Consider the following 26,833-nt stretch of genomic DNA (forward strand, 5'->3'; position numbering starts at 1 on the left):
GGAATGGGAGAGGTTAGCACCGCCGGTTCCGGTGTCGGCGCGCGGGTCCGCCGCAAGGAGGACGACCGGCTGCTGCGCGGGCGGGGCCGCTTCGTCGGCGACATCGCCCTGGTCGGCATGAAGGAGCTGGCCTTCGTGCGCAGCCCGGTCGCCCACGCGACCATCACCGGCATCGAGATCCCGGAGGAGCACCGCGGCGCCGTTTTCACCTGGGCGGACTTGGCGGCGGGCGGCGTCAAGCCGATCCGCGCCGTGTCGGGCCTGCCCGGCTTCAAGGTGTCGGAGCAGCCGGCGCTGGCCGACGGCAAGGTGCGCTTCGTCGGCGAGCCGGTGGCCGTCTGCGTCGCCGCCACCCGCGCCGAGGCCGAGGACATCGCGGCATCCGTCTTCGTCGATTACGCCGAGCTGCCGGTGAATTCCGACATGCTGGAGGCGGTGACGCCGGGCGCGCCGAAGGTGCACGACCACTGGCCGGACAACGTCTTCCTGGAGACCAACGTTGGCGGGAACATCGCGGAGATCGCCGCCACCGCCCCGGTGAAGGTGTCGCGGACCATCCGCACGGCTCGCCAGTGCATGGTGCCGCTGGAGGGCAAGGGCGTGGTTGCCCATTGGGACCGCCATGTCGAACAGCTCGTCCTGACCACCTCGACCCAAATGCCGCACATCGTGCGCGCCGGCCTGTCGGAATGCCTGGACCTCGACCAGGGGCTGATCCGCGTGGTGGCGCCGGACGTGGGCGGCGGTTTCGGCTGGAAGGGCCTGCTCCAGCCGGAGGAGATCGTGGCCGCCTGGATCGCCATGCGCCTCGACCGCCCCGTCCGCTGGACCGAGGACCGGCGGGAGCATCTGGTCGCCGCCGCCAATGCCCGCGAGCACCATTACGAGATCACCGCCTACGCCGACGCGCGCGGGCGGCTGCTGGGGATCGAGGCCGACGCCTGGGTCGATGCCGGGGCCTACTCCGTCTATCCCTTTTCGGCTTGCCTGGAGGCCGCGCAGGTCGGCAGCATCCTGCCCGGCCCCTACGACTTCGCGCATTACCGCTGCCGCACCTTCTCCGTCTGCACCAACAAGCCGCCCATCGTCCCCTACCGCGGCGTGGCGCGGACCGGCGTGTGCTTCGCCATGGAGCAGATGATCGACGCCGTGGCCGACGCCGTGGGGCGGGAGCCGTGGCAGGTCCGGCTGGAAAACCTCGTCCCGCCGGAGAAGATGCCCTTCGACAACGTGACGCGGAAGCATTTCGACAGCGGCGACTATCCCGAATCCGTCCGCCGCGCCGTCGCCGCCATCGAGCTGGAGGGCTGGCGCGTCCGCCAGAAGGCGGGAGAGCCGGACGGGCGGCTGATCGGCGTCGGCTTCGCCACCTATTGCGAGCAGTCGGCCCACGGCACCGCCGTCTATCACGGCTGGGGCATCCCCATGGTGCCGGGACACGAGCAGGCGCAGGCCCGCATCACCCCGGACGGTGGGCTGGAGCTGCGCGTCGGCGTGCAGTCGCACGGCCAGAGCATGGAGACCACCTTCGCCCAGGTCGCCCACGAGGTGCTGGGCATCCCGCTGGAAAAGATCAAGCTGGTGCACGGCGACACCGGCCTGACGCCCTATTCGACGGGCACCTGGGGGTCGCGCAGCATGGTCATGGCCGGCGGCGCCGTCGCCACCGCCTGCCGCACGCTGGCCGAGCGGCTGCGCAAGATCGGCGCGCATCTGATGCAGGCCGGTCCGGACGGGGTGGTTCTAGAGGAAGGGTCGGTGAAGGCCGGGGCCGCCGCGGTGACCATCCGCGAGATCGCCCACACCTGGTACCGCGCGCCGCAGCTTCTTCCCGCCGACGTTGACCGCGGCGGGCTGGAGGTCACCGCCGGCTACAAGCCGGGCAGCGACCACGGCACCTTCTCCTACGCCACCCACGCCGTGGCGGTGGCCGTGGACCCGGAGATCGGGCAGGTCGAAATCCTCGATTATGTGGTGGTCGAGGACGCCGGAACCATGGTCAACCCGATGGTCGTCGACGGTCAGATCTACGGCGGCGTCGCCCAGGGCGTCGGCACCGCGCTCTACGAGCGGATGCCCTACGACACGGAGGGGCAGCCGCTCGCCTCAACCTTCGCGGATTACCTGATCCCCGGATTCACCGAGGTCCCGCACGTGAGGATCATCCACATGCTGACCCCCTCGCCCTACACCGAATTCGGCGTGAAGGGCATCGGCGAGGGCGGCGCCATCGCCCCGCCGGCGGCGATCTGCAACGCCATCAACGACGCGCTGAAGCCGCTGGGCGTCATCGTGACGAACGCGCCGATGACGCCTGAAGTCATCCTTGGCGCCATCGCCGAAACGCGGGGTGCGGCATGAAGGCGGTCGATTTCGATTACGCGCAGCCGGCGACGCTCGACGCGGCGCTGGAGCTTCTGGCGCGTGAGGATGTGATGGTGCGGCCGGTGGCCGGCTCCCAGTCGCTCGGCCCCATGCTGAACCTGCGGCTGGCCCAGCCGGAGCTGCTGGTGGACATCACCCGCATCGCCGAGCTTCAAACGATCCGCCGGGAGGGCGATCGGCTGGTCATCGGCGCCTGCGTCACCCACGCGCGGCTGGAGGACGGCGATTATCCGGACGTGACGCGCGGCGTTCTGCCGTCCGTGGCGGCGGTGATCGCCTACCGCGCGGTGCGCAACCGCGGCACCATCGGCGGCAGCCTCGCCCACGCCGACCCGGCGGCGGACTGGGTGAACGTGCTGACCGCGCTCGGCGCCGACGTGGTGATCGCCGGCCCGGGTGGGCGGCGCAGCGTGCCAATGACCGACTTCATCCTCGGTGTGTTCGAGACGGCCCTGCAGCCGGGCGAGATCGTCGCGGAAATCCATGTGCCCGCCCTGTCCGACCGGGCGCGCTGGGGCTATTACAAGGTCTGCCGCAAGACCGGGGAGTTCTCCCACGCCACCGGCGCGGTGCTGATCGACCCGGCCCGCGGCGTCCAGCGCTGCGTCGCCGGGGCGACCTCCGGCAAGCCGGTCGTGATCGACGGCCCAGCCCTGTTCGAGGGCGGCTGCACCGAAGCGGCCATGGCCGCGTATCTGGCCGGAAGCCCCGCTGCGGACGACCCCATCGCCCTTCGGACCCACACCGTCGCGCTGAAGCGCGCCATCGCGCAGGTGATGTCATGAGCGCCCACGCCAAAACCATTTCCCTGACCGTCAACGGAACGCGGGTCGAGGCCAGCGTGCCGCCGCGCCAGCATCTGGGCGACTTCCTGCGCGAGCGGGAGCTTCTGACCGGCACCCATCTCGGCTGCGAGCACGGCGTGTGCGGCGCCTGCACCATCCTGATCGACGGCGAGCCGGCGCGCTCCTGCATCACCTTCGCGGTGGCCTGCGACGGGCGGTCCGTCACCACGGTGGAGGGGCTGGACGACGATCCGCTGGCGGCGGAACTGCGCGAGGCCTTCTCCGCCGAGCACGGGCTTCAGTGCGGCTTCTGCACGCCGGGGATGCTGGTGGCGGCGCGCGACGTCGTGCTGCGCTGCCCGGACGCCGACAACCAGGCGATCCGCACGGCGATGAGCGGCAACCTGTGCCGCTGCACCGGCTATGTCGGGATCGTCAACGCCATCCGCCGCGTCATCGACGCGCGCAACACGAACGCAGGGTAAGCCCATGCCGACCATGACCCAGACCCTTGCCGTCAACTTCCCGCGCGCCCGCGTCTGGCCGCTGCTCGGCGACGTGGAGCAGGTGATCGCCTGCATGCCCGGCGCCTCGCTGACCAAGCCGCGCGAGGGCGACCGCATCTTCGGGCAGATGCGCGTGAAGCTCGGCCCCATCGCCGCCGCCTTCGCGGGCGAGGGCACGCTGACGATGGACGAGGTGACCCACACCGGCGTCATCCACGGCCAGGGGACGGACCCCAAGAACAACTCCCGCGCCAAGGCCGACGTGACCTTCGCGGTGCTTGAGGAGGGGCCGGGGACGCGCATCGACCTGACCGTCGATTTCACGCTGACCGGCGTGCTGGCCCAGTTCAGCCGCGGCGCCATCGTGCAGGAGATCGCCAACCGCCTGACCGCCGAGTTCGCCCGCAACCTGGAAGCCAAGCTCGCCGCGACCGCCCCGGTGGCGGAGGTGGCTGCGTCCTCGGAAGCGGTTGTCGCCCCGACCCCGGAGCCTGCCTCCGAGCCCGTCAAGGAACTGAACGCTGGCAATCTGCTGTGGAGCATGGTGAAGGATTGGCTGCGCAAACTCTTTTCCAACCCTCTCCCCTCTGGGGAGAGGGTGGCCCGGAGGGCCGGTGAGGGGGATGCGCGTGGCGGTGCGTCCGGCAAAAGCACGACCCCTTCACCCTGACCCTCTCCCCGCTTTCGGCGGACCAAAGGTCCGCCTGCCGCGTCAGCGCAAGCTTTGTTTGCGCGTGAGCGGAGGGGAGAGGGGATTCGAACCTACGTTAAGATTGACCACAGCATCATGCCGAACGACCCCTTGAACGCCTTCGTCCCTTATGGCCGGACCGAGGTCGCCGGAGCCGCAAGCGGCCCGCTGGCCGGGCTGCGCTTCGCGGTGAAGGACCTGTTCCACATCGCCGGCCTGCCCACCGGGGCCGGCAACCCGGACTGGCTGCGTACCCACGAGGTCCCGCGGGAGACCGCGCCCGCCGTGCAGCGGCTGCTCGACGCCGGGGCGCGCGTCGCCGGCAAGACGCTGACCGACGAGCTGGCCTGGAGTCTGGCCGGCGAGAACGCCCATTACGGCACGCCGGAGAACCCGAAAGCGCCCGGCCGCATTCCCGGCGGCTCCTCCAGCGGGTCGGCCGCCGCAGTGGCGGGCGGGGCGGTGGATTTCGCCATCGGGACGGACACCGGCGGATCGGTCCGCCTGCCGGCGAGCTATTGCGGCCTCTATGGCCTCCGGCCCACCCACGGGGCGGTTCCTCTGGACGGCTCCGTTCCGCTGGCGCCGAGTTTCGACACGGTGGGCTGGTTCGTGCGGGAGGCGGCGCTGCTCCGCCGCGTCGGGGCGGTGCTGCTGCCCCCGGCGCCCGATCCGGCCGTCCGCCGCCTGTTGGTCGCCGAGGACGCCTTCGCCATCGCGGGAGAGGCGGTGCGATCCGCCCTCACCCCGGCCTTGGAGCGGCTGCGCGAGCGGTTCGGGGCGGCGGACGCTGTGACGCTGGCCCCGGAGGGGCTGGACCAATGGCGTCCGGTCTTCCAGACGCTCCAGGCCGCCGAAGCCTGGGCGGCGCACGGAGCCTGGATCACGGCGACGAAACCGACCTTCGGGCCGGGGGTGCGCGACCGCTTCGCCGCGGCGGCCACGCTCGACCCCGCCTTGGCCCACGCCGCGGCGCAGACGCGGGACGGCATCCGGCGGCGGATGGACGAGCTGTTGGGAATGGACGGGCTGATCGTCCTGCCCAGCGCGCCGGGCATCGCGCCGCTGCGCGGCTCGTCGGGGGCGACGGTGGACGCGGAGCGCGGGCGGGCGCTGGCGATCCTGTGCCCCGCCGGTCTGGCCGGTCTGCCGCAACTCTCCATCCCCGCGGCGCGGCTCCAGGGCCGCCCGCTCGGCCTGTCGCTCATCGGGCCGCGTGGGAGCGATTCCGCGCTTCTGGCCATCGCCGAGGACCTGTTCGCATGACGCTTGAGATCAACATCCCCGAGGTGGTGGCCGAGGTCACCGCCGCCTTCGAGCGCTACGAGCGCGCGCTGACCAGCAACGACGTGGCGGTTCTGGACGAGCTGTTCTGGAACCACCCGGCGACCCTGCGCTACGGCGTGGGCGAGAACCTGTACGGCTACGACGCGATCGCCGCCTTCCGCCAGGGCCGCCCGGCAGCGGGGCTGGACCGGAGCTTGCGCAACACCGTCATCACCACCTATGGCCGCGACATGGCGACCGCCAACACCGAGTTCATGCGCCCTTCCACCGAGCGTATCGGGCGGCAGAGCCACAGCTGGGTCCGCATGCCTGAGGGTTGGCGGATCGTCGCGGCGCATGTGTCGCTGATGGGCTAGGCGCCACCGTCTTCCGGCCCGGTTGCCGATTCTCCGGCCCGCCGCCATCCTCACTGACAGTCGATTTCCCGAACCCGCTCCGACGGACCGCCCGCGATGACCTTAGACGACCCCCTGATCGAAGAGGCGTACCGCGTCCTGGCGGAGCGTCCCGGATTCCTCATCCGCCGCCTGCACCAGATCCACGTCGCCATGTTCATGGAGGAGTGCGCGGAGTTCAACATCACCCCCGTCCAGTACAGCGTGCTGACCGCGCTGGTGGACCGGCCCGACCTGGATCAGGTGACGCTGGGCGCCCAGATCGGCATCGACCGCACGACCACCGCCGGGGTGCTGGCCCGGCTGGCCGAGCGCGGGCTGATCCAGCGCCGGGCCAGCCCGGTGGACAAGCGCATGAAGCTGGCGGCCATCACCGCGGAGGGCCGGAAGCTGCTGCGCCGCATGGACAAGAAGGCCCAGCGCGCCCACGACCGCACCATCGCGCCCCTGCCCAAGGAGGACCGCGCGGTCTTCCTGCGCTACCTGCTGCATCTGGTGGACGCCAGCAACGGCTACGGCCGCGCCCCGCTGCATCTGCCGTAACGGCACCGAAAACACCGAGAGAATTGGGGACACACGCGATGAACGACGCCACCGCGCGGGCTGTGGAGCGGATGCTGGCCGCCGATCCGGTGTGGACGGAGACCGGAACCGCCGGGGAGCGGATCGGGCTGGACCGTCACACGCTGCTGCACGCCGGACCGCCCTTCGCCGATCCGGCGGAGATCTGCCCGCCCATCCTCAACGCCGCCGCCGCGGCGCTGCTGTTCGAAGGTATGGCCGACAGCGTGGAGGAGGTCCGCGCCATGGTGCGCAGCGGCGCCGTGACCCTGCGTCCGGCGCAGGATTTCGGCGTGGTCACCCCGCTCGCCGCCGTCGTGTCGCGGTCGATGTGGCTGCATGTGGTGGAGGATGCGGGCGGCTCGGGCGTGCGCGCCTACAGCCCGCTCAACGAGGGCGGCGGTCCCGCCCTGCGCTTCGGCATCGTCAGCGGGGCGGTGGTGGAGCGGCTGCGCCTGCTGCACGGCACGGTCGGCCCGGCGCTGGCCGGGATCGGGCCGGTGGCGCTGACCGGCATCGCCTGTGAGGCCATGGAGCAGGGGGACGAGCTGCACGGGCGCGTCGGGGTGGCCTCGGCGCTGCTGACCGAGACGCTGGTGTCGAAGCTGGGCGGGACCGGCGAGGTCTGCGCCTTCCTGAAGGAGGCAGGGCAGTTCTTCCTCAACCCGTGGATGGCCGCCTGCAAGGCGACGATGCTGGCCGGTGACGGGGTGCCGGGGGCGGCGCTGGTGACGGCGGCCGGCGGCAACGGGATGCGCTTCGGGCTGCGCCTGTCGGGCATGATGGGCGAGGGCTGGGCGAGCGCGCCGGTGGCCGCACCGCAGGGGCCGGACATCGGCTCTCCCGGCGGAGCCTCCCGCCCGCGCCTGCCGGCGATCGGGGACAGCGCCGTCATCGACGCGCTGGGCTTCGGCGCGTTGGCGCTCGACGCCGCGCCGCTGCTGCGGGCGGAGCTGGGGGCGGCGGCCGAGACGGCCATCGCGGCGGCGGACCGGCTGCTCTGCGCCGACCATCCCATCCACGGGCGGCGGGTCGGGCTGGACGCCCGCGCCGTGCTGCTGGGCGGCCCGGTGCCCCCGGTCTGTCTGGCCGCCCTGCACGCGTCGGGGGAGGACGGGATCGTCGGGCGCGGCCTCGCCTGGCACCCGCCCTCCTGCCACGCCGAGGCGGTGGCGGCGGTGGACCGGCTGAGCCGCGCCGGTTTCCCGGACGCCCCCGACCGTCGCGCCTGACGTCCGGGGGGCCGGCGACGCCTATGGCGTCACAGAGCCTGCTCCAGCTCCGGCACCGCCTTGAAGAGGTCGGCGACGAGGCCGTAGTCGGCGACCTGGAAGATCGGCGCCTCCTCGTCCTTGTTGATGGCGACGATGACCTTGCTGTCCTTCATGCCGGCGAGGTGCTGGATGGCACCGGAGATGCCGACGGCGATGTACAGCTCGGGCGCCACGATCTTGCCGGTCTGGCCGACCTGATAGTCGTTCGGCACGAAGCCGGCGTCCACCGCGGCGCGGCTGGCGCCGACCGCCGCGCCCAGCTTGTCGGCCAGCGCTTCCAGCAGCTTGAAGTTCTCGCCCGACTGCATGCCGCGCCCGCCCGACACGACGATCTTGGCCTGGGTCAGCTCCGGACGCTCCGACTTCGTCAGCTCCTGGCCGACGAACCTGGCCGAACCGGCGTCGCCCGTCCCGGCAATCGTCTCGACCGTGGCCGAACCGCCCGTGGCGGCGGCCGCCTCGAAGGCGGTGGTGCGCACCGTGACGACCTTGATCGGGTCGGCGGACTTCACCGTGGCGATGGCGTTGCCGGCGTAGATCGGCCGCTCGAAGGTGTCGGCGGAGACCACCCCGGTGATGTCGGAGATCGCCGCGACGTCGAGCAGCGCGGCGACGCGCGGCAGCAGGTTCTTGCCCTCCGACGAGGCGGCGGCCAGAAGATGTTCATACTTTTCGGGGCCGTCGCCCTTGGCGAGATTGACGACCAGCGGGGAGACGTTCTCCGGCAGCGGGTGGGCGTAGGCCGCGTCGTCGGCCAGCAGCACCTTGGACACGCCGGCCACCTTGGCGGCGGCCTCGGCAACGGCCTGGGCGCCCTGGCCGGCGACCAGAATGTGGACTTCCCCACCGATCCTGGCGGCGGCGCTGACCGCGTTCAGCGTGGCGGCCTTCAGCGCGGCGTTGTCGTGTTCGGCGATGACGAGAATGGACATGTCAGATCACCCGCGCTTCGTTCTTCAGCTTGTCGACCAGGGCGGCCACGTCGGCGACCTTGACGCCGGCCTTGCGCTTGGCCGGCTCGGCGACCTTGAGCGTGGTCAGGCGCGGCGCCACGTCGACGCCCAGCGCGTCGGGGGCCAGCGTCTCGATGGGCTTCTTCTTGGCCTTCATGATGTTGGGCAGCGAGGCGTAGCGCGGCTCGTTGAGGCGCAGGTCGGCGGTGACGACCGCGGGCAGCGTCAGCTGCACCGTCTCCAGCCCGCCGTCGATCTCGCGGGTCACGGTGACCGCGCCCTCGCCCGGCACGACCTTGGAGGCGAAGGTGCCCTGCGGCCAGCCCAGCAAGGCGGCGAGCATCTGGCCGGTCTGGTTGCAGTCGTCGTCGATCGCCTGCTTGCCCAGGATGACCAGGGTCGGGCCTTCCTTGTCGACGAGCGCCTTGAGCACCTTGGCGACGGCCAGCGGCTGCGTCTCGGCGTCGGTCTGGACCAGGATGCCGCGGTCGGCGCCCATGGCGAGGCCGGTGCGCAGCGTCTCCTGGGCGGCCGTCGGGCCGACGGTGACCACGATGACCTCGGTCGCCTTGCCGGCTTCCTTGAGGCGGACGGCCTCCTCGACGGCGATCTCGTCGAAGGGGTTCATGCTCATCTTCACGTTGGCGGTCTCAACGCCGGAGCCGTCCGCCTTGACGCGGATCTTGACGTTGTAATCGACCACCCGCTTGACCGGGACGATGATCTTCATGGGGATCAATCCTTGGACTGGCGGAACCGCGCTCAGGCGCGCAGGATCTTGCCGGGATTCATGATGTTGTGCGGATCGAAGGCGCGCTTCAGCGTCGCCATCATGTCCAGCTCGACCGGCGACTTGTAGCGCGGCATCTCGTCGATGCGCAGCCGCCCGATGCCGTGCTCGGCGGAGATGGAACCGCCGAGCTCGACGACGATGTCGTGGACGATGGCGTTGACCGTCGCCAGCTTCGCCTTCCATTCGGCCGGGTCGCCGCCCTCCGCCTGGATCGGGTTGAAATGGATGTTGCCATCGCCGAGATGGCCGAAGGCGAAGGGGCGGATGCCCGGACATTCCCGCTCCAGCGCCGCGTTGGCGCGGTCGAGGAAGCGCGCCACGCGGGAGATCGGCACCGACACGTCGTGCTTGAAGGACACGCCCTCGCGCTTCTGGCCTTCCGGGATGCCCTCGCGGATGCGCCACAGCGAATCGGCCTGGGCCTTGGAGGCGGCGACGACGCCGTCCAGCACTTCGCCGGCCTCCATTCCGGCTTCCAGGATGCCTTCCAGCATCTCCATCAGGCGGTTGCCGCCGTCTTGGTCGGCCAGCTCGACCAGCACGTACCAGGGGTAACGGTCGCGCAGGGGGTCGGGCACGTCCGGCACGTGGCGGCGGGCCACGTCGATGCAGTCGCGCTGGATCAGCTCGAAGGTGATGATGCGGTCGCCGGCCACGCCCTTGGCGCGGGTCAGCAGGTCGACGGCGTCGCTGGGGGCCGACACCGCGACCAGCGCCGTGGCGGTGGCGCGCGGCAGCGGCGACAGCTTCAGCACCGCGGCGGTGACGATGCCCAGCGTGCCTTCCGACCCGATGAAGATCTGCTTCATGTCGTAGCCGGCGTTGTCCTTGCGCAGCCCGCGCAGCCCGTCCCAGATCCGCCCGTCGGGCAGCACCACCTCAAGCCCGGCGACGAGGTTGCGCATGTTGCCGTAGCGCACGACCTGCACGCCGCCGGCGTTGGTGGCGATGTTGCCGCCGATCTGGCAGGAGCCCTCGGCGGCGAGGCTCATCGGGAACAGCCGGCCGATGTCGCGCGCCGCGTTCTGGATGTTGGCGAGGATGCAGCCGGCCTCCACCGTCATCGTGTCGTTGTCGATGTCGATCTCGCGGATGCGGTTCAGCCGGTTGGTGGAGAGGACGATCTCCGTCCCGTCGGCGTGCGGCTGGCTGGCCCCGGTCAGGCCGGTGTTGCCGCCCTGGGGCACGATGGGGGTGCGCGTCTCGGCGCAGATCCGCACCACCGCGGCCAGCGCCTCGGTGCTGTCGGGCAGAACCACGGCGGGCGAGCGGCCGACCCAGCCGTCGCGCCAGGATTCCATGAAGGGCTGCATGGTGCCGGGATCGGTGATCAGCCCGCGGTCGCCGACGATGGCGTGGATCGGGGCGAGCACCGCCGTCGCGAAGTCCGGCCGCCCGGCGGTCAGGGTGTGGTTGGACAAGGAGGCTCTCCCTGGGCTTCGGTTCGGCGTCACAGCGCGCGATAGGCCGTCTTGATGATGGTGTAGAACTCGATGGCGGAGCGTCCCTGCTCGCGCGGGCCGTAGCTCGACATCTTCCGGCCGCCGAAGGGGACGTGGTAGTCGACGCCGGCCGTCGGCAGGTTCAGCATGGTCATGCCGGCCTGGATGTTGGCCTGGAAGTGGCGGGCGTGCTTCATCGAGTTGGTGATGATGCCCGACGACAGGCCGTAGTCGGTGTCGTTGGCGACAGCCAGGGCCTCCTCGTAATCCTTGACGCGGATGACGCTGGCGACCGGGCCGAAGACCTCTTCCCGGTTGATGGTCATGGCGTTGCTGGTCTCGGTGAACAGGGTCGGGGCGAGGAACCAGCCGCGCGTCGGTCGGTCCAGCCGCCCGCCGCCGGACGCCAACTGCGCGCCTTCCTTCAGGCCGGTGTCGATGTATTGCAGGTTCTTGGTGAGCTGGAACTCGTCGATGACCGGGCCGATCTGCGTCTCCGGCTGCAGGGCGTGGCCGACGCGCAGCGCCGCCATCCGCTCGGTCATCGCGGCGACGAAGGCGTCGTGGATGGAGTCCTCGACGATGAAGCGCCCGGTGGCGGTGCAGCGCTGGCCTGCGTGGAAATAGGCGCTGTTGACGCCGATCTCGGCGGCGCGCTCCGGGTCGGCGTCGCCCAGCACGACCAGCGGGTTCTGGCCGCCCAGCTCCAGCTGGACGCGGATCATGCGCTCCGCGCAGCGCACGGCGATGCGCCGCCCGGTGTTGACCGAGCCGGTGAAGGACACGGCGCCCACCGCGTCGACCACGGCGGCGCCGACGTTCGGGCCGGCGCCGATCACCAGATTGAACAGCGCCGCGGGCATGCCGTGGGCCTCCAGCGCTTCCGCGATGAGGCGGGTGACGGCGATGGAGATGCCGGGGGTCTTCTCCGACGGCTTCCAGATCACCGCGTTGCCGAAGGCCAGCGCCGGGGCGATCTTCCACATCGGCGTGGCGACCGGAAAGTTCCAGGGCGTGACGAGGCCGATGACGCCGACCGGCTCGCGCGTCACGTCGACCTCGACGCCCGGCCGGACCGAGCCCAGCGTCTCGCCCGGCGCCCGCAGCGCCTCGGCGGCGAAGAAGCGGGCGAGGTGGGCGGCGCGGGTGATCTCGCCCAGCGCGTCGGGGATGGTCTTGCCGCCCTCGGTCGCGGCGATGCGCGCCAGCTCGTCCTTGCGGTCGAACAGCGCGCGGGAGATGGCGTCGAGCACCAGCGAGCGCTGCTCCACCGTGGCGGCGCGCCATTGCGGCTGGGCGGCGCGGGCCGCGGCGACGGCCTCTGCCACATCGTCGGCGCCGGCGAGCGAGTAGGAGCCGGCCAGCTCGTCCAGATTCGACGGGTTGAAGATGTCGAGCCGCTCACGGCCCGGACGCCAGGAGCCGGCGATGAAATTGGTGATGCGATCGGAAGCGGGGGACATGTCGTTTTTTCTCCGGGGACGTTCTTTGGTGGCGCTGGTCCTTGCCCCCACCCCGGCCCTCCCCCGCTGCGCAGGGGAGGGGGATTTTCGCGAAGCGGGGGAGGGTCAGGGTGGGGGCAGGTGCGCTCAGTCGGCGCGCGCCACCCGCTCCTTCAGGGCAGTCAGCGCCCACAATGTTTCGATGGTCGGCACCGGCACGCCGCGGCGGCGGGCCAGCTCCAGGACGGTGGTCACGATGGGGTCGATCTCCATGCTGCGCCCCGCCTCGAAATCCTGGAGCATCGACGGCTTGTGGCCGGGCACGCCGCTGCCCCGGCTCAGCCGCTCGTCGATGTCGTCGGGCAGGGCGACGCCCCAGGCATGGGCCACATTCAGGCATTCGCGCATCAGCCGGCCCTGGACGGCGGCCATGCCCGGGGCCTGCTCCATGGCGCCCATGGTGGCGCCGGTCAGCACGCTGGTCGGGCCGACCGCCATGTTGAGCATCAGCTTGCTCCACAGCGGCACGCGGATGTCGGCGGGCAGGCGGGCGGTGGCGCCCGCGGCGTTGAAAGAATCCGCCAGGGCCGCCAGCTTTTCCGCGTGGTCGCCGGGCCGGGGGGCGCCGAAGGCCAGCACCGGCAGGGCGGTGTGGGCGACGACGCCCGGCCCGACGATGCGGGCGGGCAGCACCTCCATCACACAGGCGGCCACCCGCTCCGGCCCGATGGCCGACCAGATGGCGCCGCCGGGATCGACCACCTCCAGCGGCTCCGGCGCCACGCCGTCGCCGGCGCCGTACAGGTACCACCAGGGAATGCCGTTCTGCGCCGCCACCACCAGCGTGTCCGGCCCGCACAGGGCGGGGAAGGACGGGGCCAGGGCCGGCAGCCCGTGCCCCTTCACCGTGACGATCACCACGTCCTGCGGGCCGAGGTCTTCGGCGGAGTCGCTGGCCCGCGGCCGGCTGGTCAGCGTCCCTTTCGGCGTCTGCACGGTCAGCCCGCCGTCGCGGATCGCGGCGAGATGGGCGCCGCGGGCCAGCAGCGACAGCTCGTGCCGGCCCGTGGCGGCGAGATACCCGGCCAGCGCGCCGCCCACGGCCCCGGCCCCTACGACGGCGATGCGCATGTCGTTCTCCCTCTCTCGGTCTCGATCACTTGAATTCCAGCGGCGGCAGGTCGTCGTTCAGGTCGCCGCCGAGGCCCTTGAACTGTTCCTCGATCTGCTTGTCGTCGAGCTTGGTGGCGGTCGACTTGTAGTGCATGACCATCTGCGGGAAGGCGATCACCAGAGCCACCATGACGAGCTGGATCACCACGAAGGGCACCGCACCCCAGTAGATCTGGCTGGTCAGGACGGGGGCCGTCTCCTTCTTCGTGATGCGGTCGATGTAGGGCAGCTTGGGCGCCACCGAGCGCAGGAAGAACAGCGAGAAGCCGAAAGGCGGGTGCATGAAGCTGGTCTGCATGTTCACCGCTAGGATGATGCCGAACCACACCAGATCGATGCCCAGGCGATCCGCCGCCGGGGCGAGCAGCGGGATGACGATGAAGGCCAGCTCGAAGAAGTCGAGGAAGAAGGCCAGCAGGAAGACCATCACGCTGACCGCGATCAGGAAGCCCATCTGCCCACCGGGCAGGGAGACCATCAGCTCCTCGACCCAGATGTGGCCGTTGACGCCGTAGAAGGTCAGCGAGAACACCCGCGCGCCGATCAGGATGAACAGCACGAAGGAGGCCAGCTTGGCCGTCGCGTAGGTCGCCTGCCGCACCATGTCGAGGTTCAGCCGCTTCTTCATGGCCGCCAGAGCCAGCGCGCCGACCGCACCCATGGCGCCGCCCTCGGTCGGGGTGGCGAGACCGACGAAGATGGTGCCCAGCACCAGGAAGATCAGCGCCAGCGGCGGCACCATGACGAAGGTCGCCTGCTCGGCCATGCGCGAGATCAGGCGCCGGCCGCTCGTCCGCTCCACCACCGCCACGGCCAGGGCGTAGAGCGCGCCCGCCGCGACGGAATCGCCGACCAGCGCCAGGGTGGTCCACCCGTTCACCGTCAGCCACGCCGCCCCCGCCGTCAGCGCCGCCGTGGCGATGGCCTGCAGGACGAGGCGCTGCGCGCCGAAGCCGCGGTTGAAGGCCGCCGCCAGGAAGGCGACCAGCACCGCCACCGAGAGCAGCAGCACGACGTAGTCGGCGCCGGACTTCACGTCGGTGCGGCCCATCACCCAGGTGGCGACCCCACCCGCGAACAAGGCCAGCAGTCCGAGCTGCCAGACGCCGCGCGCGCCGTTCGGCTCGCGGTGGGCGATGGCCTCCGGCGGCAGGCCGGGGGCGGCCTTGGGCCAGATCATCGAGACGACGAAGACGTAGAGCGCGTAGAGGCCCGACAGCAGCAGGCCGGGGACGAAGGCGGCCTCGTACATGTCGCCGACCGAGCGGCCGAGCTGGTCGGCCATGACGATCAGCACCAGCGACGGCGGGATGATCTGGGCCAGCGTGCCCGACGCCGCGATCACGCCCGACGCCAGACGGCGGTCATAGCCGTAGCGCAGCATGATCGGCAGCGAGATCAGGCCCATCGAGATCACCGACGCGGCCACCACGCCGGTCGTCGCGGCGAGCAGCGCGCCGACGAAGATCACCGCGTAGGCCAGACCGCCGCGGATCGAGCCGAACAGCTGCCCGATGGTGTCGAGCAGATCCTCGGCCATGCCGGAGCGCTCCAGCACCAGCCCCATGAATGTGAAGAAGGGCACGGCGAGCAGCACGTCGTTGTTCATCGTGCCGTAGACGCGCTCCGGCAGCGCCTGGAACAGGTCGGGGCGGAACAGACCGATCTCGATGCCGATCAGGCCGAACAGCAGCCCGTTGGCGGCCAGCGCGAAGGCCACGGGATAGCCCAGCAGCAGCATGCCGACCAGCGTGGCGAACATGATCGGCGCCATGTTGTGGCCGACCCAGCCGCGCCAGCCGTCCTGCTCGGCGAGCGCCGCGGCGCCGGGCACCGGCAGCACGTAGAGGGCCACGGCGACCACGGCCAGCAGCACCACGGAGATGACGGACAGCCGGACGGCGCGCGGAGAAAGGGAGGGGGAGGTCGTGCTCATCGCGCGGTCACCGGCTGGGAAGGGTGTCGGGGTGGGAGGTGCGCTCGCGCTCGGCCGCCAGCAGCCGTTCCGCCTCGGCCTCGGCCGCCGCCTGATGGCCGCCGGCCCGCTGGTTGGGGTCCTCCAGGTGGCCGGACATGATCGCGGCGCGCTTGGCCAGCTCGGACAGGCCCTGGATGAACAGCACGGTGAACCCCAACGGAATCAGCATCTTCGCCGGCCATTGCGGAAGGCCGCCGGCGTTCATCGATTGCTCCTCGATCGCGTAGGAGGCGATGGCGAAGGGCCAGGAGGTGACCAGCATCACGAAGCTGAAGGGCAGAAGGAAGGCCAGATGGCCGAACAGGTCGATGGTGTCGCGGGCGCGCTTGCCGAGCTGCGCGTTCACGATGTCGATGCGGATGTGCTCGTCCTCCTTCAGCGTCCAGGGGGAGCAGAGCAGGAACACGGCGGCGAACAGCACCCATTGCAGTTCCAGCCACGAATTCGAGCTGACGTCGAACGTCTTGCGGACGACGGCGTTGACGGCCGACACCAGGATCGCCAGCACGATCAGCCAGGATATCGCCTTGCCCAGCCGCGCGGTGACCGCGTCGACCAGCCGGCAGGCCCCGACCAGGGCCGTCATGAAGGGGGAAGCGTTGGGGGTCGGCATGGTGGGCAGGCCCTCCGGGAAAAGCCGGTCGCGCGGAACGCGACGATGCCACGGCCGGGGAGCGGCGGCCCCGCTCCCCGGTCATGGTTGACACGGTGCCGGATCAGCGCCGGGCGAGGCGGAGGACGGCGCTGTCGTAGGCGTATTCCGACGCCTGGTTCCACAGGTTCGAGTCCGTCTGGAAGCGGCGGTAGCTCTCGTAGAACTTCTTGAAAGTCGGGTTCTTGTCCGACAGCTCGTCGTAAAGCTCCATGGCCGCCTTGTGGCTGGCCTGCAGCACGTCCTGCGGGAAGGCGCGCAGCTTGGCGCCCTTCTCCACCACGCGCTTCAGCGCCGCCGGGTTCAGCACGTCGTAGCGCGCCACGCTGTCGACGTTGGCGAGCGCCGCCGCCGAGGTCAGCGCCGCTTGGTAATGCTTGGGCAGGCTGTTCCAGCGGTTCGTGTTGATGAAGAAGTGCTGGAGCGAGGTGCCGTCCCACCAGCCCGGGTAATAGTAGTTCGGCGCGATCTTGTAGAGGCCGAGCTTCTCGTCGTCGTAGGGGCCGTTGAACTCGGCGGCGTCGATGGTGCCGCGCTCCAGGGCCGGGTAGATGTCGCCGCCGCTGACCTGCTGCGGCACGACGCCCAGCTTGGACAGGATCTGGCCGCCGAGGCCGGAAATGCGGAACTTCAGCCCCTTGAGGTCCTCCGCACTCTTGATTTCCTTGCGGAACCAGCCGCCCATCTGCGAACCGGTGTTGCCGCCGGCGAGCGCCTTCAGGTTGTGGCCGGCGTAGAACTCCTCCAGCAGCTTGCCGCCTTCGCCGTGGTAGAACCAAGCGTTCTGCTGGCGGGTGTTCAGGCCGAAGGGCAGGCAGCAGCCGAAGGCGAAGCTCGGATCCTTGCCGACGTAATAGTAAGACGCGGTGTGGGCCATCTCCACCGTGTCGTTGCTGGCGGCGTCGAGCGCCTGCAGCGCCGGGACCAGCTCGCCGGCGGCGAAGACCTGGATCTGGAACTTGCCGTCCGTGGCCTCGGCGATGTTCTTCGCCAGCACCTCGGCGCTGCCGTAGAGCACCTCGATGTTCTTCGGGAAGCTGGACACGCAGCGCCAGCGGATCGTCGGCTCCGACTGGGCGATGGCCGGGGCGGCGAGGGTGGAGGCGCCGGCAACGACGGCGGCACCCTTGAAGAATTGACGGCGCTTCATGTGGATCTTCCTCCCGAGATTTTTGTCGCCCAGACGAGGCGATGCCGGTCCGAGGCGCTTGGTCCCCGGTGGGTGGCCGGGGAGGGTATGGTGACCCTGACAGTGGATCAGGCGGCCGCACAGCGGAATGCGTATTGCCGGCATATCAGCCATAAGCGCGGCAAGCCATCAGCGGTACGAACGGTTTCACTCGAAACCCGCGCGATCCCGCCCTAACCGGTGCGGAAGCGGACGGTTTGCTATGCCCGCAATGAATATCTGCTACAGGCACGCCATGCGCTCCGCACCGCGCGATGGGTCGATAAGCTGGGGGCCACTGGTCTTCGACCGCCATCAAACCGACGGATGTTCAATCGCATGAACGGTGTGCGCCATGTCTAGGCCGTCCTCCCCGCTCAACGCCGCCGGAGCCGCCTATCTCGAAGCGTTGCAGGAGCGTTTCCGCGAGGACCCCGCGTCGGTGGACGTGAGCTGGCGCGCCGTCTTCCAGATCCTCGATGAGCTGGGCGCCGTTCCCGCCGGGGCACCGCCGGGCGGTCCGGCCGGCGATCCGACGGTTCCGCTGCGGCAGGAGGAGATCCGCCAGCGCGGCCACGCCGCCGCCGCCCTCGACCCGCTGGGCCGCGCCGCGCCTCCCACATCCTCCGCGTCCGAGGACGCTGAAACCGCGCGCCTGCGCCGGCTCTACCAGGGCACGCTGACGCTGGAGACCGCGCACATCGACGATCCGGCTCTGCGCTCCTGGCTGCGCGACGCCTATGAAGGCGTGGAGACCGCTCCGCCGGCCGAGGCGCGTCGCCGCGCCCTGGCGCTGCTGACCGCGGCGGAGGAGTTCGAACGGCTGCTCGCCGTCCGCTACCCGACCAAGAAGCGCTTCGGGGCGGAGGGCATGGAGACGCTGATCCCGCTGCTCGACCGCATCCTCGCGGCGGCGGCGGCGGCGGGCGTCACCGAGGTCCAGGTCGGGACCATGCACCGCGGCCGGCTCAGCCTGATGGCCAACGCGCTGGGCAAGCCGCTGGTCGAGCTGTTCGCCGGCATCAAGGGCATGCACCCCTTCCTGGCCGACCCGCCGGTTCCCGCTGACGTGCCCTATCACATGGGGGTGGAGAGCACCCTGTCCTTCGGCGAGCGGTCGCTGGCCCTCACCCTATCGCCCAACCCGTCGCACCTGGAGGCGATCAACCCGGTCACGCTCGGCCGCGCGCGGGCGCGCCAGGACCTGGAGCGGGCGCAGGGCGGCGAGGCCAAGCGGGTGCTCTGCGTGCTGCTGCACACCGACGCCAGCGTGATCGGCCAGGGCAGCGTGACGGAGGCGCTGCAACTGTCCGGCGTCCCCGGCTTCACCGTCGCCGGCACCATCCACGTCATCGTCAACAACCAGATCGGCTTCACCACCGAGCGGGAGGAGGCGCGGACCTCGCTCCACTGCACCGGCCTGTGGAAGGCGGTGGACAGCCCCATCCTGCACGTCAACGCCGACGATCCCGACGCCGCGCTGCGCGCCGCCGACCTCGCCGTGGCCTTCCGGCAGGTGCACGGGCGCGACGCGGTGATCGACCTCGTCGGCTACCGCCGCAACGGCCACAATGAGATCGACGAGCCGCGCTTCACCCAGCCGCTCGACTACAAGGCGATCGACGCCCACCCACCGGCCCGTGCCCTCTACGCGCAGCGGCTGGCCGCCGACGGGCTGGTCGGCCCCGAGGAGGCGGAGGCGCTGGCCACCGGGCACAAGACCCGCTTCCAGGAGGCGCTGGCCGCGGCCTCCGACCACCGGCCGAACCACGACGGCTTCCCCGGCGGGCGCTGGGCGCCCTTCGCCCCGGCGGGCACGCTTCCCGCCGAACCGGACACCGGCATCGCCGACGACCGGCTGCGTGGGCTGCTGGCGGCGCTGGCCGCCATTCCCGACGGGCTGGCCGTGGACCGCAAGGTGGAGCGCGTCATCCGCCGCCGTGCCGAGGAGCCGCTGGACTGGGCGACCGGCGAGGCGCTGGCCTTCGCCACGCTGCTGGCCGAGGGCACGCCGGTGCGGCTGACCGGCCAGGACGTGGTGCGCGGCGCCTTCTCGCACCGCCACTTCGCGCTGACCGACACCGTCACCGGGCGCCGCCATGTCAGTCTGAATCATTTGGGTGTGGAACAGGCGCGGTTCGACGTGGTCAACAGCCCGCTGTCGGAATACGCCGTGCTGGGCTTTGAGTACGGCTACAGCTTGGAGCGGCCCGACGCGCTGGTGATCTGGGAGGCGCAATTCGGCGACTTCGCCAACGGCGCGCAGATCATGATCGACCAGTTCATCGTCAGCGCCGAGGACAAGTGGCGCCAGCCCTCCGGCCTCGTCATCCTGCTGCCGCACGGGCTGGAGGGGCAGGGGCCGGAGCATTCCTCCGCCCGGCCGGAGCGCTTCCTCCAGATGGCGGCGCGCGACAACATCCGCGTCGCCCACCCCTCGACCCCGGCCAACTACTTCCACCTGCTGCGCCGGCAGATGCTGCGGCGCGACCGCAAGCCGTTGGTGGTGCTGAGCCCGAAGACGCTGCTGCGCCTGCCCGCCGCCGTGTCGACGCTGGCCGAACTTGCGCCGGGCACCGCCTTCCAGCCGGTCATCGCCACCGCCGGAGCGCGGGTCGAGCGCATCCTGCTGTGCAGCGGCAAGCTGGCCTATGAGCTGGAGCGCGAGCGGGCCGAGCGTGGGGCGGACGGTGTGGCGGTGGTCCGGCTTGAAATGCTGTATCCTCTGCCCGACGCCGCTCTGTCGGCGTTGTTCCGCCGCTGGCCGGGGGCGTCCTGCGTCTGGGTGCAGGAGGAGCCGTGCAATCTCGGCGCCTGGACCTATCTGGACCGCCGTCTGGAGGCGTTGCGCGCGGCTGCCGGCTGCGCCGAACCGCGCGTCGCCTGCGTGGCCCGCGACGAGGCGGCGTCCCCCGCCGGCAGCTTCCACGGCGACCACGAGGCCGACCAGCGCCGGCTGGTCGAGCGGGCCTTCGCCGGGATCGCCGCGTCCCTCCCGCCCCGCGAGACGATCGCGGCGGACTGAACCAAAACAACACCAAAGCAACACGCACCGAGGAAACGCGCCATGTCGTCCGCTCCAACCTCCAACGGCCCGCTTCCGCTCTCCGACCTTCTTCCCGACCTGCTGTCCACCACGGCGGCGGCGCTCGACGCGGTGGCGCGGCTGGCCGAGGCCGTCGAGCGCGGCGTCGCCGCGCTGGTGGCACCGGACGGGCGCGTCGATGCGGCGGCGCTCGACCGCCATCAGGTGGCGGCGCACGGCTTCGCCTGGGTGGCGACCTACGCCGAGGCGCTGCGCCAGATGCAGGGCTGGGCGGAGCGGCTGGACCGCGCCGGCCGGCTGGGCGAGCTGGAGGCCTGCATGCTCCAGGCCGCCTTCGGCGAGTATCTGGCCCAGCTCGACGGCGGTCTGGCGATGAGCCAGGGCGAGATCGTCCGCCCCGCCGATTTCGGGCTGGACGACGCGGAGCGCGCCGCCTTCCGCACCGAGGCGGTGCGCCGGCTGATCGGCGCCGGCAACGCCTCCGCCCTGCGGCTGCGCATCGCCGAGCTGCTGGCCGACGCGCTGCACGGGGGCGGCTTCGGCGAGGCGGCGCTGGAGGACGAAGCGCTCGACATGGTGCGCGAGCAGTTCCGCCGCTTCGTCGCCGACGTGGTGGAGCCGCACGCCCACGAGTGGCACCTCAAGGACGAGCTGATCCCGATGCCGGTCGTCGAGCAGATGGCCGAGATGGGCGTCTTCGGCCTGACCGTGCCGGAGGAGGACGGCGGGCTCGGTATGGGCAAGCTCGCCATGTGCGTGGTGACGGAGGAGCTGTCGCGCGGCTACATCGGCGTCGGCTCGCTGGGCACCCGTGCGGAGATCGCCGCCGAGCTGATCCGCCTGGGCGGCACCGCCGAGCAGCGGGCGCGCTGGCTGCCGCGCCTCGCGTCGGGCGAGATCCTGCCGACCGCCGTCTTCACCGAGCCCAACACCGGCTCCGACCTGGGCAGCCTGCGCACCCGCGCCGTGCTGGACGGCGACACCTACCGCGTCACCGGGGCGAAGACCTGGATCACCCATGGCAGCCGGTCAGACCTGATGACCTTGCTGGTGCGCACCGATCCGGACGCCCCCGGCTACCGCGGCCTGTCGATGCTGCTGGCCGAGAAGCCGCGCGGCAGCGAGGCGGACCCCTTCCCGGCCGAGGGCATGAACGGCGGCGAGATCCCGGTTCTCGGCTATCGCGGCATGAAGGAGTACGAGATCGGCTTCGACGGCTTCGCGGTGCCGCGCGAAAACCTGCTGGGCGGCGTCGAGGGCCAGGGCTTCAAGCAGCTGATGGCGACCTTCGAATCCGCCCGCGTGCAGACTGCCGCCCGCGCCGTCGGCGTGGCGCAGAACGCGATGGAGCTTGGCCTGCGCTACGCCCAGGAGCGCGTCCAGTTCGGCCGCCCGCTCGCCGCCTTCCCGCGCGTCGCCGGCAAGATCGCCTGGATGGCGGTGGAGACGATGATCGCCCGCCAGCTCACCTATTTCGCCGCGCGCGAGAAGGACAGCGACCGCCGCTGCGACATCGAGGCCGGCATGGCCAAGCTGCTGGCCGCGCGCGTCGCCTGGTCGAACGCCGACAACGCGGTGCAGATCCATGGCGGCAATGGCTACGCGGTCGAGTATCCAATCAGCCGTGTGCTGTGCGACGCCCGTATTCTGAATATTTTCGAAGGGGCGGCGGAAATCCAGGCCCAGGTTGTGGCGCGCGGCCTGCTCACCCGGCGCAATTGATCGCGAGACACGACGGAGGACCGGGCAGGACTGACCTGCCAGGACTCCGCTTGTGTCATACCGGCGTATTCGCTATCCGACCCGGAGGCCGAACGACGAGACCTGTCCCGCGATGGAACTTCTGGAACTGCGCTACTTTGTTCAGGTGGCCGACCTTGGCAGCTTTTCCAAGGCGTCGGTCAAGCTTGGCATCACCCAGCCGGCGCTCAGCCGGCAGGTCCAGAAGCTGGAGCATGAGCTGCGCACCAGCCTGTTCTACCGCCATGGGCGCGGCGTCTCGCTGACCCAGCAGGGGCGCAAGCTCTACGACGTGGTGCGCCATCTGCTGGGTGCGTTGTCGGAGATCAAGGAGGAGATCCAGGACCAGTCGGAACGGCTGACCGGGTCGGTCACGCTGGGCCTCCCCCCGTCGATCTGCGCCACGCTGGGGGCGCCGCTGGCCCGCCGCTTCCACGAGAACTACCCCGACGCCACGCTGCGCATCCACGAGGTGTTCAGCGGCACGCTGCTGGAATGGGTCGAGGGCGGACGGCTCGACCTCGCCGTTCTCTACGACGCCCGGCGCGGGCGCAGCATGCTGTCCTCGCCGCTGCTCGTCGAGAATCTGCTGCTCGTCCAATCCGCCAAGGACGCGGTTGCCGGCGACGACGGGCCGGTCGAGGTGGAGACGCTGGGCGGCCTGCGCTTCGTCCTGCCGGGGCTGGAGAACGGTCTGCGCCGGGTGGTCGACGCGGCGGTGCGGCGGGCCGACATCGATCTTCAGGTCGACATGGAGATCGATTCCGTCACGGCGATCAAGCAGCTGGTGGAGGAGGGCATGGGCTCGACCATCCTGCCCTTCGGCGCCGTCCACCGCGAGGTGCGGCAGGGCCGGCTGATCGCCCGCGAAATCAGCTCGAAGGACATGCACGCCATGCTCGTCACCGCGACGCCGCTTCACCAGCCGGTGTCGAAGGCGACGCGCGCCCTGCTGCGGCTGATCCACGCCGAGGTGGCAAAATGCGTCGCCAACGGCGTGCTGAAGGGGAAGGTCGTCGCCCCCGGCAGCGCCGGGGAGAACAGCGCCGCCTGATCTGCTGTCGCGTAACGCGGCTGTGCGGGCTGATAGCAGCTATGACGGATGGTCCATAGCACGGCCGGTGCGGCGCGGATAGCCTCCCCATCACCACATAATCCCTTGGGGAGGAAACAAGAATGACGAAGCGTCTGGACGGCAAGGTCGCCCTGATCACCGGTGCGGCGCAGGGGCTGGGCCTCGCGATGGCCGAGACCTTCGTGCGCGAGGGCGCCCGCGTGGCGGTCGTGGACATCAACGGCGACGCCGCCAAGTCAGTCGCGGAGCGGCTGGGCGAGTCCGCCATCGGCATCGCCGCCAACGTCACCAAGATGGCCGACGTCGAGATGACCATCGCCGCCACCGTCGAAAAGTTCGGGCGGCTGGACATCCTGGTCAACAACGCCGGCTCCACCCACGCCAACGGCCCCTTCGAGAACGTGACGGAGGAGGAGTTCGACCGCGTCTTCGCGCTGAACGTCAAGTCGATCTACCTCTATTCCAAGGCGGTCGTCGCGACCATGCGGGCGCAGAAGTCCGGCGTGATCCTGAACCTCGGCTCCACCGCCGGCCTGCGGCCGCGTCCGGGCCTGGTCTGGTACAACGCGACCAAGGGCGCCGTGCACAACATCACCAAGTCGCTGGCGCTGGAGCTGGCGCCGGACAACATCCGCGTCTGCGCGCTCGCCCCGGTCGCCACCGAGACGCCGCTGCTCGCCACCTTCATGGGCGGCGACACGCCTGAGAAGCGGGCGCGCATGATGGGCATCGTGCCGCTTGGCCGCCTGGGCCAGCCGACCGACGTCGCCAACGCCGCCCTCTACCTCGCGTCGGACGAGGCGGCCTTCCTGACCGGCGTGGTGCTGGAGATCGACGGCGGGCGCTGCGTGTAACTCGCGTCGTCCGTTAGCCCCCACCCTAACCCTCCCCCGCTGGGCGGGGGAGGGGACTGCCGCCGCCCTCGCGAAAATCTCCCTCCCCCGCCCAGCGGGGGAGGGCCGGGGTGGGGGCACCCGTCAACCACGTTGTTTCCATCTGGATCGAGACTCCCATGTCCTCGCTTCTCTCCGATCTGCGCGTCGTCGAGGTGTCGGCTTTCATCGCGGCGCCGCTGGGCGGCATGACGCTGGCCCAGCTGGGCGCGGAGGTGATCCGCATCGACCCCATCGGCGGCAACATCGACTACCGGCGCTGGCCGGTGGCGCCGAACGGCACCAGCCTCTACTGGACCGCGCTGAACAAGGCGAAACGGTCGGTGACGCTGGCGCTCGACCGGCCGGAGGGGCGGGAGATCGCCCAGGCGATCATCACCGCCTCGGGCGAGAACGCGGGCTTCCTGCTGACCAACCTGCCGGCCAGCGGCTGGATGGGCTATGAGGCGCTGTCGGCCAAGCGCGACGACCTGATCATGCTGCGGCTGACCGGCAACCCGGACGGGTCGGCGGCGGTCGACTACACCGTCAATTGCGCCAGCGGCTTCCCGATGGCGACTGGCCGCGGCGGCGAGCCGGTGAACCATGTGCTGCCGGCCTGGGACGTCGCCGCCGGCCTCTATCTGGCGACCGGCCTGCTGGCGGCGGAGCGGCACCGCCGCCGTACTGGGCGCGGGCAGGAGGTGACGGTGGCGCTGGCCGACGTGATGCTGGCGACCGTCGGCAACCTCGGCTACCTCGCCGATGTCCGGGTGAACGGCGCCGTGCGCCCGCCGATGGGCAACGATCTCTACGGCGCCTATGGCCGCGACTTCGCCACCGCCGACGGGCGGCGGGCGATGGTCGTCGCCATCTCCAACCGCCAGTGGAAGGCGCTGGGCAAGGCGACCGGGCTGACCGAGCGGCTGGCGATGATCGGCCCGCTGATGGACGTGGACATGAACGACGAGGGTGGGCGCTTCCTGGCGCGCGACGCGATTTCCGCCGTCCTCGCCCCCTGGTTCGCCGCGCGCACCTTGGCCGAGGTGGAGAGTGCCTTTGCCGGGGCGGGTGTGCTGTGGGGGCCGTACCGGGATTTCGGCCAGCTGGTGGCCGAGGACGCGCGCTGCTCCACCGCCAACCCGCTGTTCCGCGAGGTCGAGCAGCCGGAGGTCGGGCCGCTGCTGGTTCCCGGTTCGCCCCTCGGCTTCCCCGGCCTGGGCGAGCGCACCGACCATCGCCCGGCGCCCGTCCTGGGACAGGACACCGACGCGGTTCTGGCCGACCTGCTCGGCCTGCCGTCCGCCGAAATCGGCCGCCTGCACGACGCCGGTATCGTTGCCTGACAGCAATCCCGTTCCGCAGGGGCATGAGACGACCGGCGCGTGGGCGTGTTGGTGAGGCTTAAGGCGGGCCGCACCGGCCCGCTTCATGCCGGAGGATGACGCGATGGGCGACAGCCGCAACACCGACTCCCAACCGCAAGCCGAGAAGGACCACGCGACGGGCAAGCCCGACGACCAGCCGGCGGCGACGAAGGACGAGATGACCAAAGCCCAGGAGGACGCCGCGCGGGAACGTGCGGAAAAGGGCGGCTACCAGTGACCGGCGTTTGATGACCGGCGTCAACTGATCGGCAACCGGCCGCGAGTTTGCCCCTGGGCAAAGACGGCGCCCCTGTCCCGCGTCATGGTCTCTTCCGGTCATCACTTCCGGAAGGACAGCGGACATGACGGAAACTGCCGCGCCGACGACGGTGGTCGCTGCGGATGGCGAGGCCGCCGATTGGGGGCCTCTCTCCAGCCTGCCCGGCAACCCCATGATGTGGATTCTCATCCTGGGGGAGCTGGCGGCCTTCGGGGCGATGTTCATCGGCTTCGCGGTGACGCGCGCCCTCGACCCGGCGACTTTCAACGCCTCGCAGGCGCAGTTGGACCGTCTGCTCGGCGGTGTGAACACCATGGTTCTGGTGACGAGCGGCTGGCTGGTCGCCGTCGCCGTGCGGCGCCGGGTCTCGGGCCGCTCCCACCGGTTGGCGATGCTCGGCGCGATGGTCCTCGGCGGTGTGTTCCTCGCCATCAAGGCGGTCGAGTACGGCGACAAGATCGGCCGCGGCCTCACGCTGGAGACCAACAGCTTCTTCCAGCTCTATTATTTGCTGACCGGCTTCCACGCGATGCACGTCGCCGCGGGGATCATCATCCTGGGCATCGTCACGTGGTGGGACAGTCTGGAGAATCTGGAGACCGGAGCCGCCTTCTGGCACATGGTGGACCTGATCTGGGTGCTGCTCTACCCCATCGTCTATCTGCTGAGGTGAGCGATGGCCATCCTGACACGCACCTGGATGCTTCTGATGCTCCTCACCGCCGTCTCGATGTGGACCGGGCATGGCGAGGGCACCGGCGGTCCCGGCCCGCTCGGGGTCGGACTCGTCCTCGCCGCGGCCAACGTCAAGGCCGACCGGATTCTCACCCATTACCTGGACCTTCACCGTGCGGACGGCGGCTGGCGGGCGGGGTTCCGGATTTTGCTCACTCTGCTGGGGGTGGCGCTCTTCGGGATCTACGTTCTTTATCCGATGATCGGCGCGGCTCTGCGCTGAGCGGCGGTTC

General features: G+C 70.6%; 24 protein-coding genes. 16 read left to right on the forward strand and 8 right to left on the reverse strand.

Going from position 1 to position 26,833, the window contains the following annotated elements:
• Positions 1-3 precede the first annotated feature (3 nt).
• From H1Q64_RS31755 to H1Q64_RS31790, 8 genes are all read left to right on the forward strand, one after another.
• Entirely contained in the window at positions 4-2,361 is a 2,358-nt protein-coding gene (locus tag H1Q64_RS31755) for a xanthine dehydrogenase family protein molybdopterin-binding subunit (RefSeq protein ID WP_237907813.1), read from the forward strand.
• Positions 2,358-3,170, forward strand: coding sequence for an FAD binding domain-containing protein (locus H1Q64_RS31760; protein ID WP_237907814.1), 813 nt, complete (start codon positions 2,358-2,360; stop codon positions 3,168-3,170). Before H1Q64_RS31755 ends, H1Q64_RS31760 begins: the two co-directional genes overlap by 4 nt.
• Complete coding sequence (locus tag H1Q64_RS31765; RefSeq protein WP_237907815.1) at positions 3,167-3,655, forward strand: (2Fe-2S)-binding protein; 489 nt, start codon at positions 3,167-3,169, stop codon at positions 3,653-3,655. Before H1Q64_RS31760 ends, H1Q64_RS31765 begins: the two co-directional genes overlap by 4 nt.
• 4 nt (positions 3,656-3,659) lie before the next feature.
• A complete protein-coding gene (locus H1Q64_RS31770; RefSeq protein WP_237907816.1) occupies positions 3,660-4,346 on the forward strand; it encodes an SRPBCC family protein in 687 nt (228 codons plus the stop codon).
• Between the two features lie 117 nt (positions 4,347-4,463).
• Positions 4,464-5,633, forward strand: coding sequence for an amidase (locus tag H1Q64_RS31775; RefSeq protein WP_237907817.1), 1,170 nt, complete (start codon positions 4,464-4,466; stop codon positions 5,631-5,633).
• Positions 5,630-6,010 (forward strand): oxalurate catabolism protein HpxZ, encoded by a 381-nt coding sequence (hpxZ, locus tag H1Q64_RS31780; RefSeq protein ID WP_237907818.1) that lies wholly within the window; start codon positions 5,630-5,632, stop codon positions 6,008-6,010. The genes H1Q64_RS31775 and hpxZ overlap by 4 nt, the downstream gene beginning before the upstream one ends.
• A 96-nt stretch (positions 6,011-6,106) precedes the next feature.
• A complete protein-coding gene (locus H1Q64_RS31785; RefSeq protein WP_145626201.1) occupies positions 6,107-6,592 on the forward strand; it encodes a MarR family winged helix-turn-helix transcriptional regulator in 486 nt (161 codons plus the stop codon).
• Between the two features lie 38 nt (positions 6,593-6,630).
• Entirely contained in the window at positions 6,631-7,842 is a 1,212-nt protein-coding gene (locus tag H1Q64_RS31790) for a DUF1116 domain-containing protein (RefSeq protein WP_237907819.1), read from the forward strand.
• Positions 7,843-7,871: 29 nt separating this feature from the next.
• On the opposite strand, the gene H1Q64_RS31795 is transcribed toward H1Q64_RS31790, so the two are convergent.
• The 8 genes from H1Q64_RS31795 to H1Q64_RS31830 all read right to left on the reverse strand — a co-directional run bounded on the left by H1Q64_RS31795 (position 7,872) and on the right by H1Q64_RS31830 (position 17,467).
• A complete protein-coding gene (locus H1Q64_RS31795) occupies positions 7,872-8,816 on the reverse strand; it encodes an electron transfer flavoprotein subunit alpha/FixB family protein (protein WP_237907820.1) in 945 nt (314 codons plus the stop codon).
• Between the two features lies 1 nt (position 8,817).
• Positions 8,818-9,567 (reverse strand): electron transfer flavoprotein subunit beta/FixA family protein, encoded by a 750-nt coding sequence (locus tag H1Q64_RS31800; protein WP_237907821.1) that lies wholly within the window; start codon positions 9,565-9,567, stop codon positions 8,818-8,820.
• 32 nt (positions 9,568-9,599) lie between these two features.
• Entirely contained in the window at positions 9,600-11,051 is a 1,452-nt protein-coding gene (locus H1Q64_RS31805) for an FAD-binding oxidoreductase (RefSeq protein ID WP_119510442.1), read from the reverse strand.
• A 29-nt stretch (positions 11,052-11,080) separates the two neighbouring features.
• A complete protein-coding gene (locus tag H1Q64_RS31810; protein WP_237907822.1) occupies positions 11,081-12,535 on the reverse strand; it encodes an aldehyde dehydrogenase family protein in 1,455 nt (484 codons plus the stop codon).
• Between the two features lie 126 nt (positions 12,536-12,661).
• Positions 12,662-13,645 (reverse strand): ketopantoate reductase family protein, encoded by a 984-nt coding sequence (locus H1Q64_RS31815; RefSeq protein ID WP_237907823.1) that lies wholly within the window; start codon positions 13,643-13,645, stop codon positions 12,662-12,664.
• 25 nt (positions 13,646-13,670) lie between these two features.
• Positions 13,671-15,461 (reverse strand): TRAP transporter large permease, encoded by a 1,791-nt coding sequence (locus tag H1Q64_RS31820; RefSeq protein WP_237908183.1) that lies wholly within the window; start codon positions 15,459-15,461, stop codon positions 13,671-13,673.
• Between the two features lie 169 nt (positions 15,462-15,630).
• Positions 15,631-16,251 carry a TRAP transporter small permease subunit gene (locus tag H1Q64_RS31825; RefSeq protein ID WP_237908184.1) on the reverse strand — a complete coding sequence of 207 codons (621 nt, stop codon included), beginning with the start codon at positions 16,249-16,251 and terminating at the stop codon, positions 15,631-15,633.
• 130 nt (positions 16,252-16,381) lie between these two features.
• Positions 16,382-17,467, reverse strand: a complete 1,086-nt coding sequence (locus H1Q64_RS31830) for a TRAP transporter substrate-binding protein (protein ID WP_145626188.1) — start codon at positions 17,465-17,467, stop codon at positions 16,382-16,384.
• A 373-nt stretch (positions 17,468-17,840) separates the two neighbouring features.
• Between H1Q64_RS31830 and H1Q64_RS31835 the strand changes: the two genes are divergently transcribed.
• The 8 genes from H1Q64_RS31835 (at position 17,841) to H1Q64_RS31870 (ending at position 26,823) form a co-directional block, all read left to right on the forward strand.
• Positions 17,841-20,510, forward strand: a complete 2,670-nt coding sequence (locus H1Q64_RS31835) for a 2-oxoglutarate dehydrogenase E1 component (protein ID WP_237907824.1) — start codon at positions 17,841-17,843, stop codon at positions 20,508-20,510.
• A gap of 42 nt (positions 20,511-20,552) precedes the next feature.
• A complete protein-coding gene (locus H1Q64_RS31840) occupies positions 20,553-22,253 on the forward strand; it encodes an acyl-CoA dehydrogenase family protein (RefSeq protein ID WP_237907825.1) in 1,701 nt (566 codons plus the stop codon).
• Positions 22,254-22,365: 112 nt separating this feature from the next.
• Positions 22,366-23,325: a LysR substrate-binding domain-containing protein gene (locus H1Q64_RS31845; protein ID WP_237907826.1), complete on the forward strand. Its 960-nt coding sequence runs from the start codon at positions 22,366-22,368 to the stop codon at positions 23,323-23,325.
• 122 nt (positions 23,326-23,447) lie between these two features.
• The gene (locus H1Q64_RS31850) at positions 23,448-24,200 is read left to right on the forward strand and encodes a glucose 1-dehydrogenase (RefSeq protein WP_237907827.1); all 753 of its coding nucleotides are present in this window, start codon (positions 23,448-23,450) and stop codon (positions 24,198-24,200) included.
• Between the two features lie 158 nt (positions 24,201-24,358).
• Entirely contained in the window at positions 24,359-25,564 is a 1,206-nt protein-coding gene (locus H1Q64_RS31855) for a CoA transferase (RefSeq protein WP_237907828.1), read from the forward strand.
• 85 nt (positions 25,565-25,649) lie between these two features.
• A complete protein-coding gene (locus H1Q64_RS31860) occupies positions 25,650-25,823 on the forward strand; it encodes a hypothetical protein (protein WP_237907829.1) in 174 nt (57 codons plus the stop codon).
• 124 nt (positions 25,824-25,947) lie between these two features.
• Entirely contained in the window at positions 25,948-26,538 is a 591-nt protein-coding gene (locus H1Q64_RS31865; protein WP_237907830.1) for a cytochrome c oxidase subunit 3 family protein, read from the forward strand.
• A 3-nt stretch (positions 26,539-26,541) separates the two neighbouring features.
• Complete coding sequence (locus H1Q64_RS31870; RefSeq protein ID WP_237907831.1) at positions 26,542-26,823, forward strand: cytochrome C oxidase subunit IV family protein; 282 nt, start codon at positions 26,542-26,544, stop codon at positions 26,821-26,823.
• Positions 26,824-26,833 lie beyond the last annotated feature (10 nt).

Origin of the sequence: Azospirillum brasilense (assembly GCF_022023855.1) — a bacterium.
GTDB lineage: Bacteria > Pseudomonadota > Alphaproteobacteria > Azospirillales > Azospirillaceae > Azospirillum > Azospirillum brasilense_F.

What these genes read in the sequence shown, in the direction of transcription:
- H1Q64_RS31755 (WP_237907813.1), top strand. Translation starts at nt 4, where the DNA reads ATGGGAGAGGTTAGCACCGCCGGTTCCGGTGTCGGCGCGCGGGTCCGC.
- H1Q64_RS31760 (WP_237907814.1), top strand. Translation starts at nt 2,358, where the DNA reads ATGAAGGCGGTCGATTTCGATTACGCGCAGCCGGCGACGCTCGACGCG.
- H1Q64_RS31765 (WP_237907815.1), top strand. Translation starts at nt 3,167, where the DNA reads ATGAGCGCCCACGCCAAAACCATTTCCCTGACCGTCAACGGAACGCGG.
- H1Q64_RS31770 (WP_237907816.1), top strand. Translation starts at nt 3,660, where the DNA reads ATGCCGACCATGACCCAGACCCTTGCCGTCAACTTCCCGCGCGCCCGC.
- H1Q64_RS31775 (WP_237907817.1), top strand. Translation starts at nt 4,464, where the DNA reads ATGCCGAACGACCCCTTGAACGCCTTCGTCCCTTATGGCCGGACCGAG.
- hpxZ (WP_237907818.1), top strand. Translation starts at nt 5,630, where the DNA reads ATGACGCTTGAGATCAACATCCCCGAGGTGGTGGCCGAGGTCACCGCC.
- H1Q64_RS31785 (WP_145626201.1), top strand. Translation starts at nt 6,107, where the DNA reads ATGACCTTAGACGACCCCCTGATCGAAGAGGCGTACCGCGTCCTGGCG.
- H1Q64_RS31790 (WP_237907819.1), top strand. Translation starts at nt 6,631, where the DNA reads ATGAACGACGCCACCGCGCGGGCTGTGGAGCGGATGCTGGCCGCCGAT.
- H1Q64_RS31795 (WP_237907820.1), bottom strand. Translation starts at nt 8,816, where the DNA reads ATGTCCATTCTCGTCATCGCCGAACACGACAACGCCGCGCTGAAGGCC.
- H1Q64_RS31800 (WP_237907821.1), bottom strand. Translation starts at nt 9,567, where the DNA reads ATGAAGATCATCGTCCCGGTCAAGCGGGTGGTCGATTACAACGTCAAG.
- H1Q64_RS31810 (WP_237907822.1), bottom strand. Translation starts at nt 12,535, where the DNA reads ATGTCCCCCGCTTCCGATCGCATCACCAATTTCATCGCCGGCTCCTGG.
- H1Q64_RS31815 (WP_237907823.1), bottom strand. Translation starts at nt 13,645, where the DNA reads ATGCGCATCGCCGTCGTAGGGGCCGGGGCCGTGGGCGGCGCGCTGGCC.
- H1Q64_RS31820 (WP_237908183.1), bottom strand. Translation starts at nt 15,461, where the DNA reads ATGGCGCCGATCATGTTCGCCACGCTGGTCGGCATGCTGCTGCTGGGC.
- H1Q64_RS31825 (WP_237908184.1), bottom strand. Translation starts at nt 16,251, where the DNA reads ATGACGGCCCTGGTCGGGGCCTGCCGGCTGGTCGACGCGGTCACCGCG.
- H1Q64_RS31830 (WP_145626188.1), bottom strand. Translation starts at nt 17,467, where the DNA reads ATGAAGCGCCGTCAATTCTTCAAGGGTGCCGCCGTCGTTGCCGGCGCC.
- H1Q64_RS31835 (WP_237907824.1), top strand. Translation starts at nt 17,841, where the DNA reads ATGTCTAGGCCGTCCTCCCCGCTCAACGCCGCCGGAGCCGCCTATCTC.
- H1Q64_RS31840 (WP_237907825.1), top strand. Translation starts at nt 20,553, where the DNA reads ATGTCGTCCGCTCCAACCTCCAACGGCCCGCTTCCGCTCTCCGACCTT.
- H1Q64_RS31845 (WP_237907826.1), top strand. Translation starts at nt 22,366, where the DNA reads ATGGAACTTCTGGAACTGCGCTACTTTGTTCAGGTGGCCGACCTTGGC.
- H1Q64_RS31850 (WP_237907827.1), top strand. Translation starts at nt 23,448, where the DNA reads ATGACGAAGCGTCTGGACGGCAAGGTCGCCCTGATCACCGGTGCGGCG.
- H1Q64_RS31855 (WP_237907828.1), top strand. Translation starts at nt 24,359, where the DNA reads ATGTCCTCGCTTCTCTCCGATCTGCGCGTCGTCGAGGTGTCGGCTTTC.
- H1Q64_RS31860 (WP_237907829.1), top strand. Translation starts at nt 25,650, where the DNA reads ATGCCGGAGGATGACGCGATGGGCGACAGCCGCAACACCGACTCCCAA.
- H1Q64_RS31865 (WP_237907830.1), top strand. Translation starts at nt 25,948, where the DNA reads ATGACGGAAACTGCCGCGCCGACGACGGTGGTCGCTGCGGATGGCGAG.
- H1Q64_RS31870 (WP_237907831.1), top strand. Translation starts at nt 26,542, where the DNA reads ATGGCCATCCTGACACGCACCTGGATGCTTCTGATGCTCCTCACCGCC.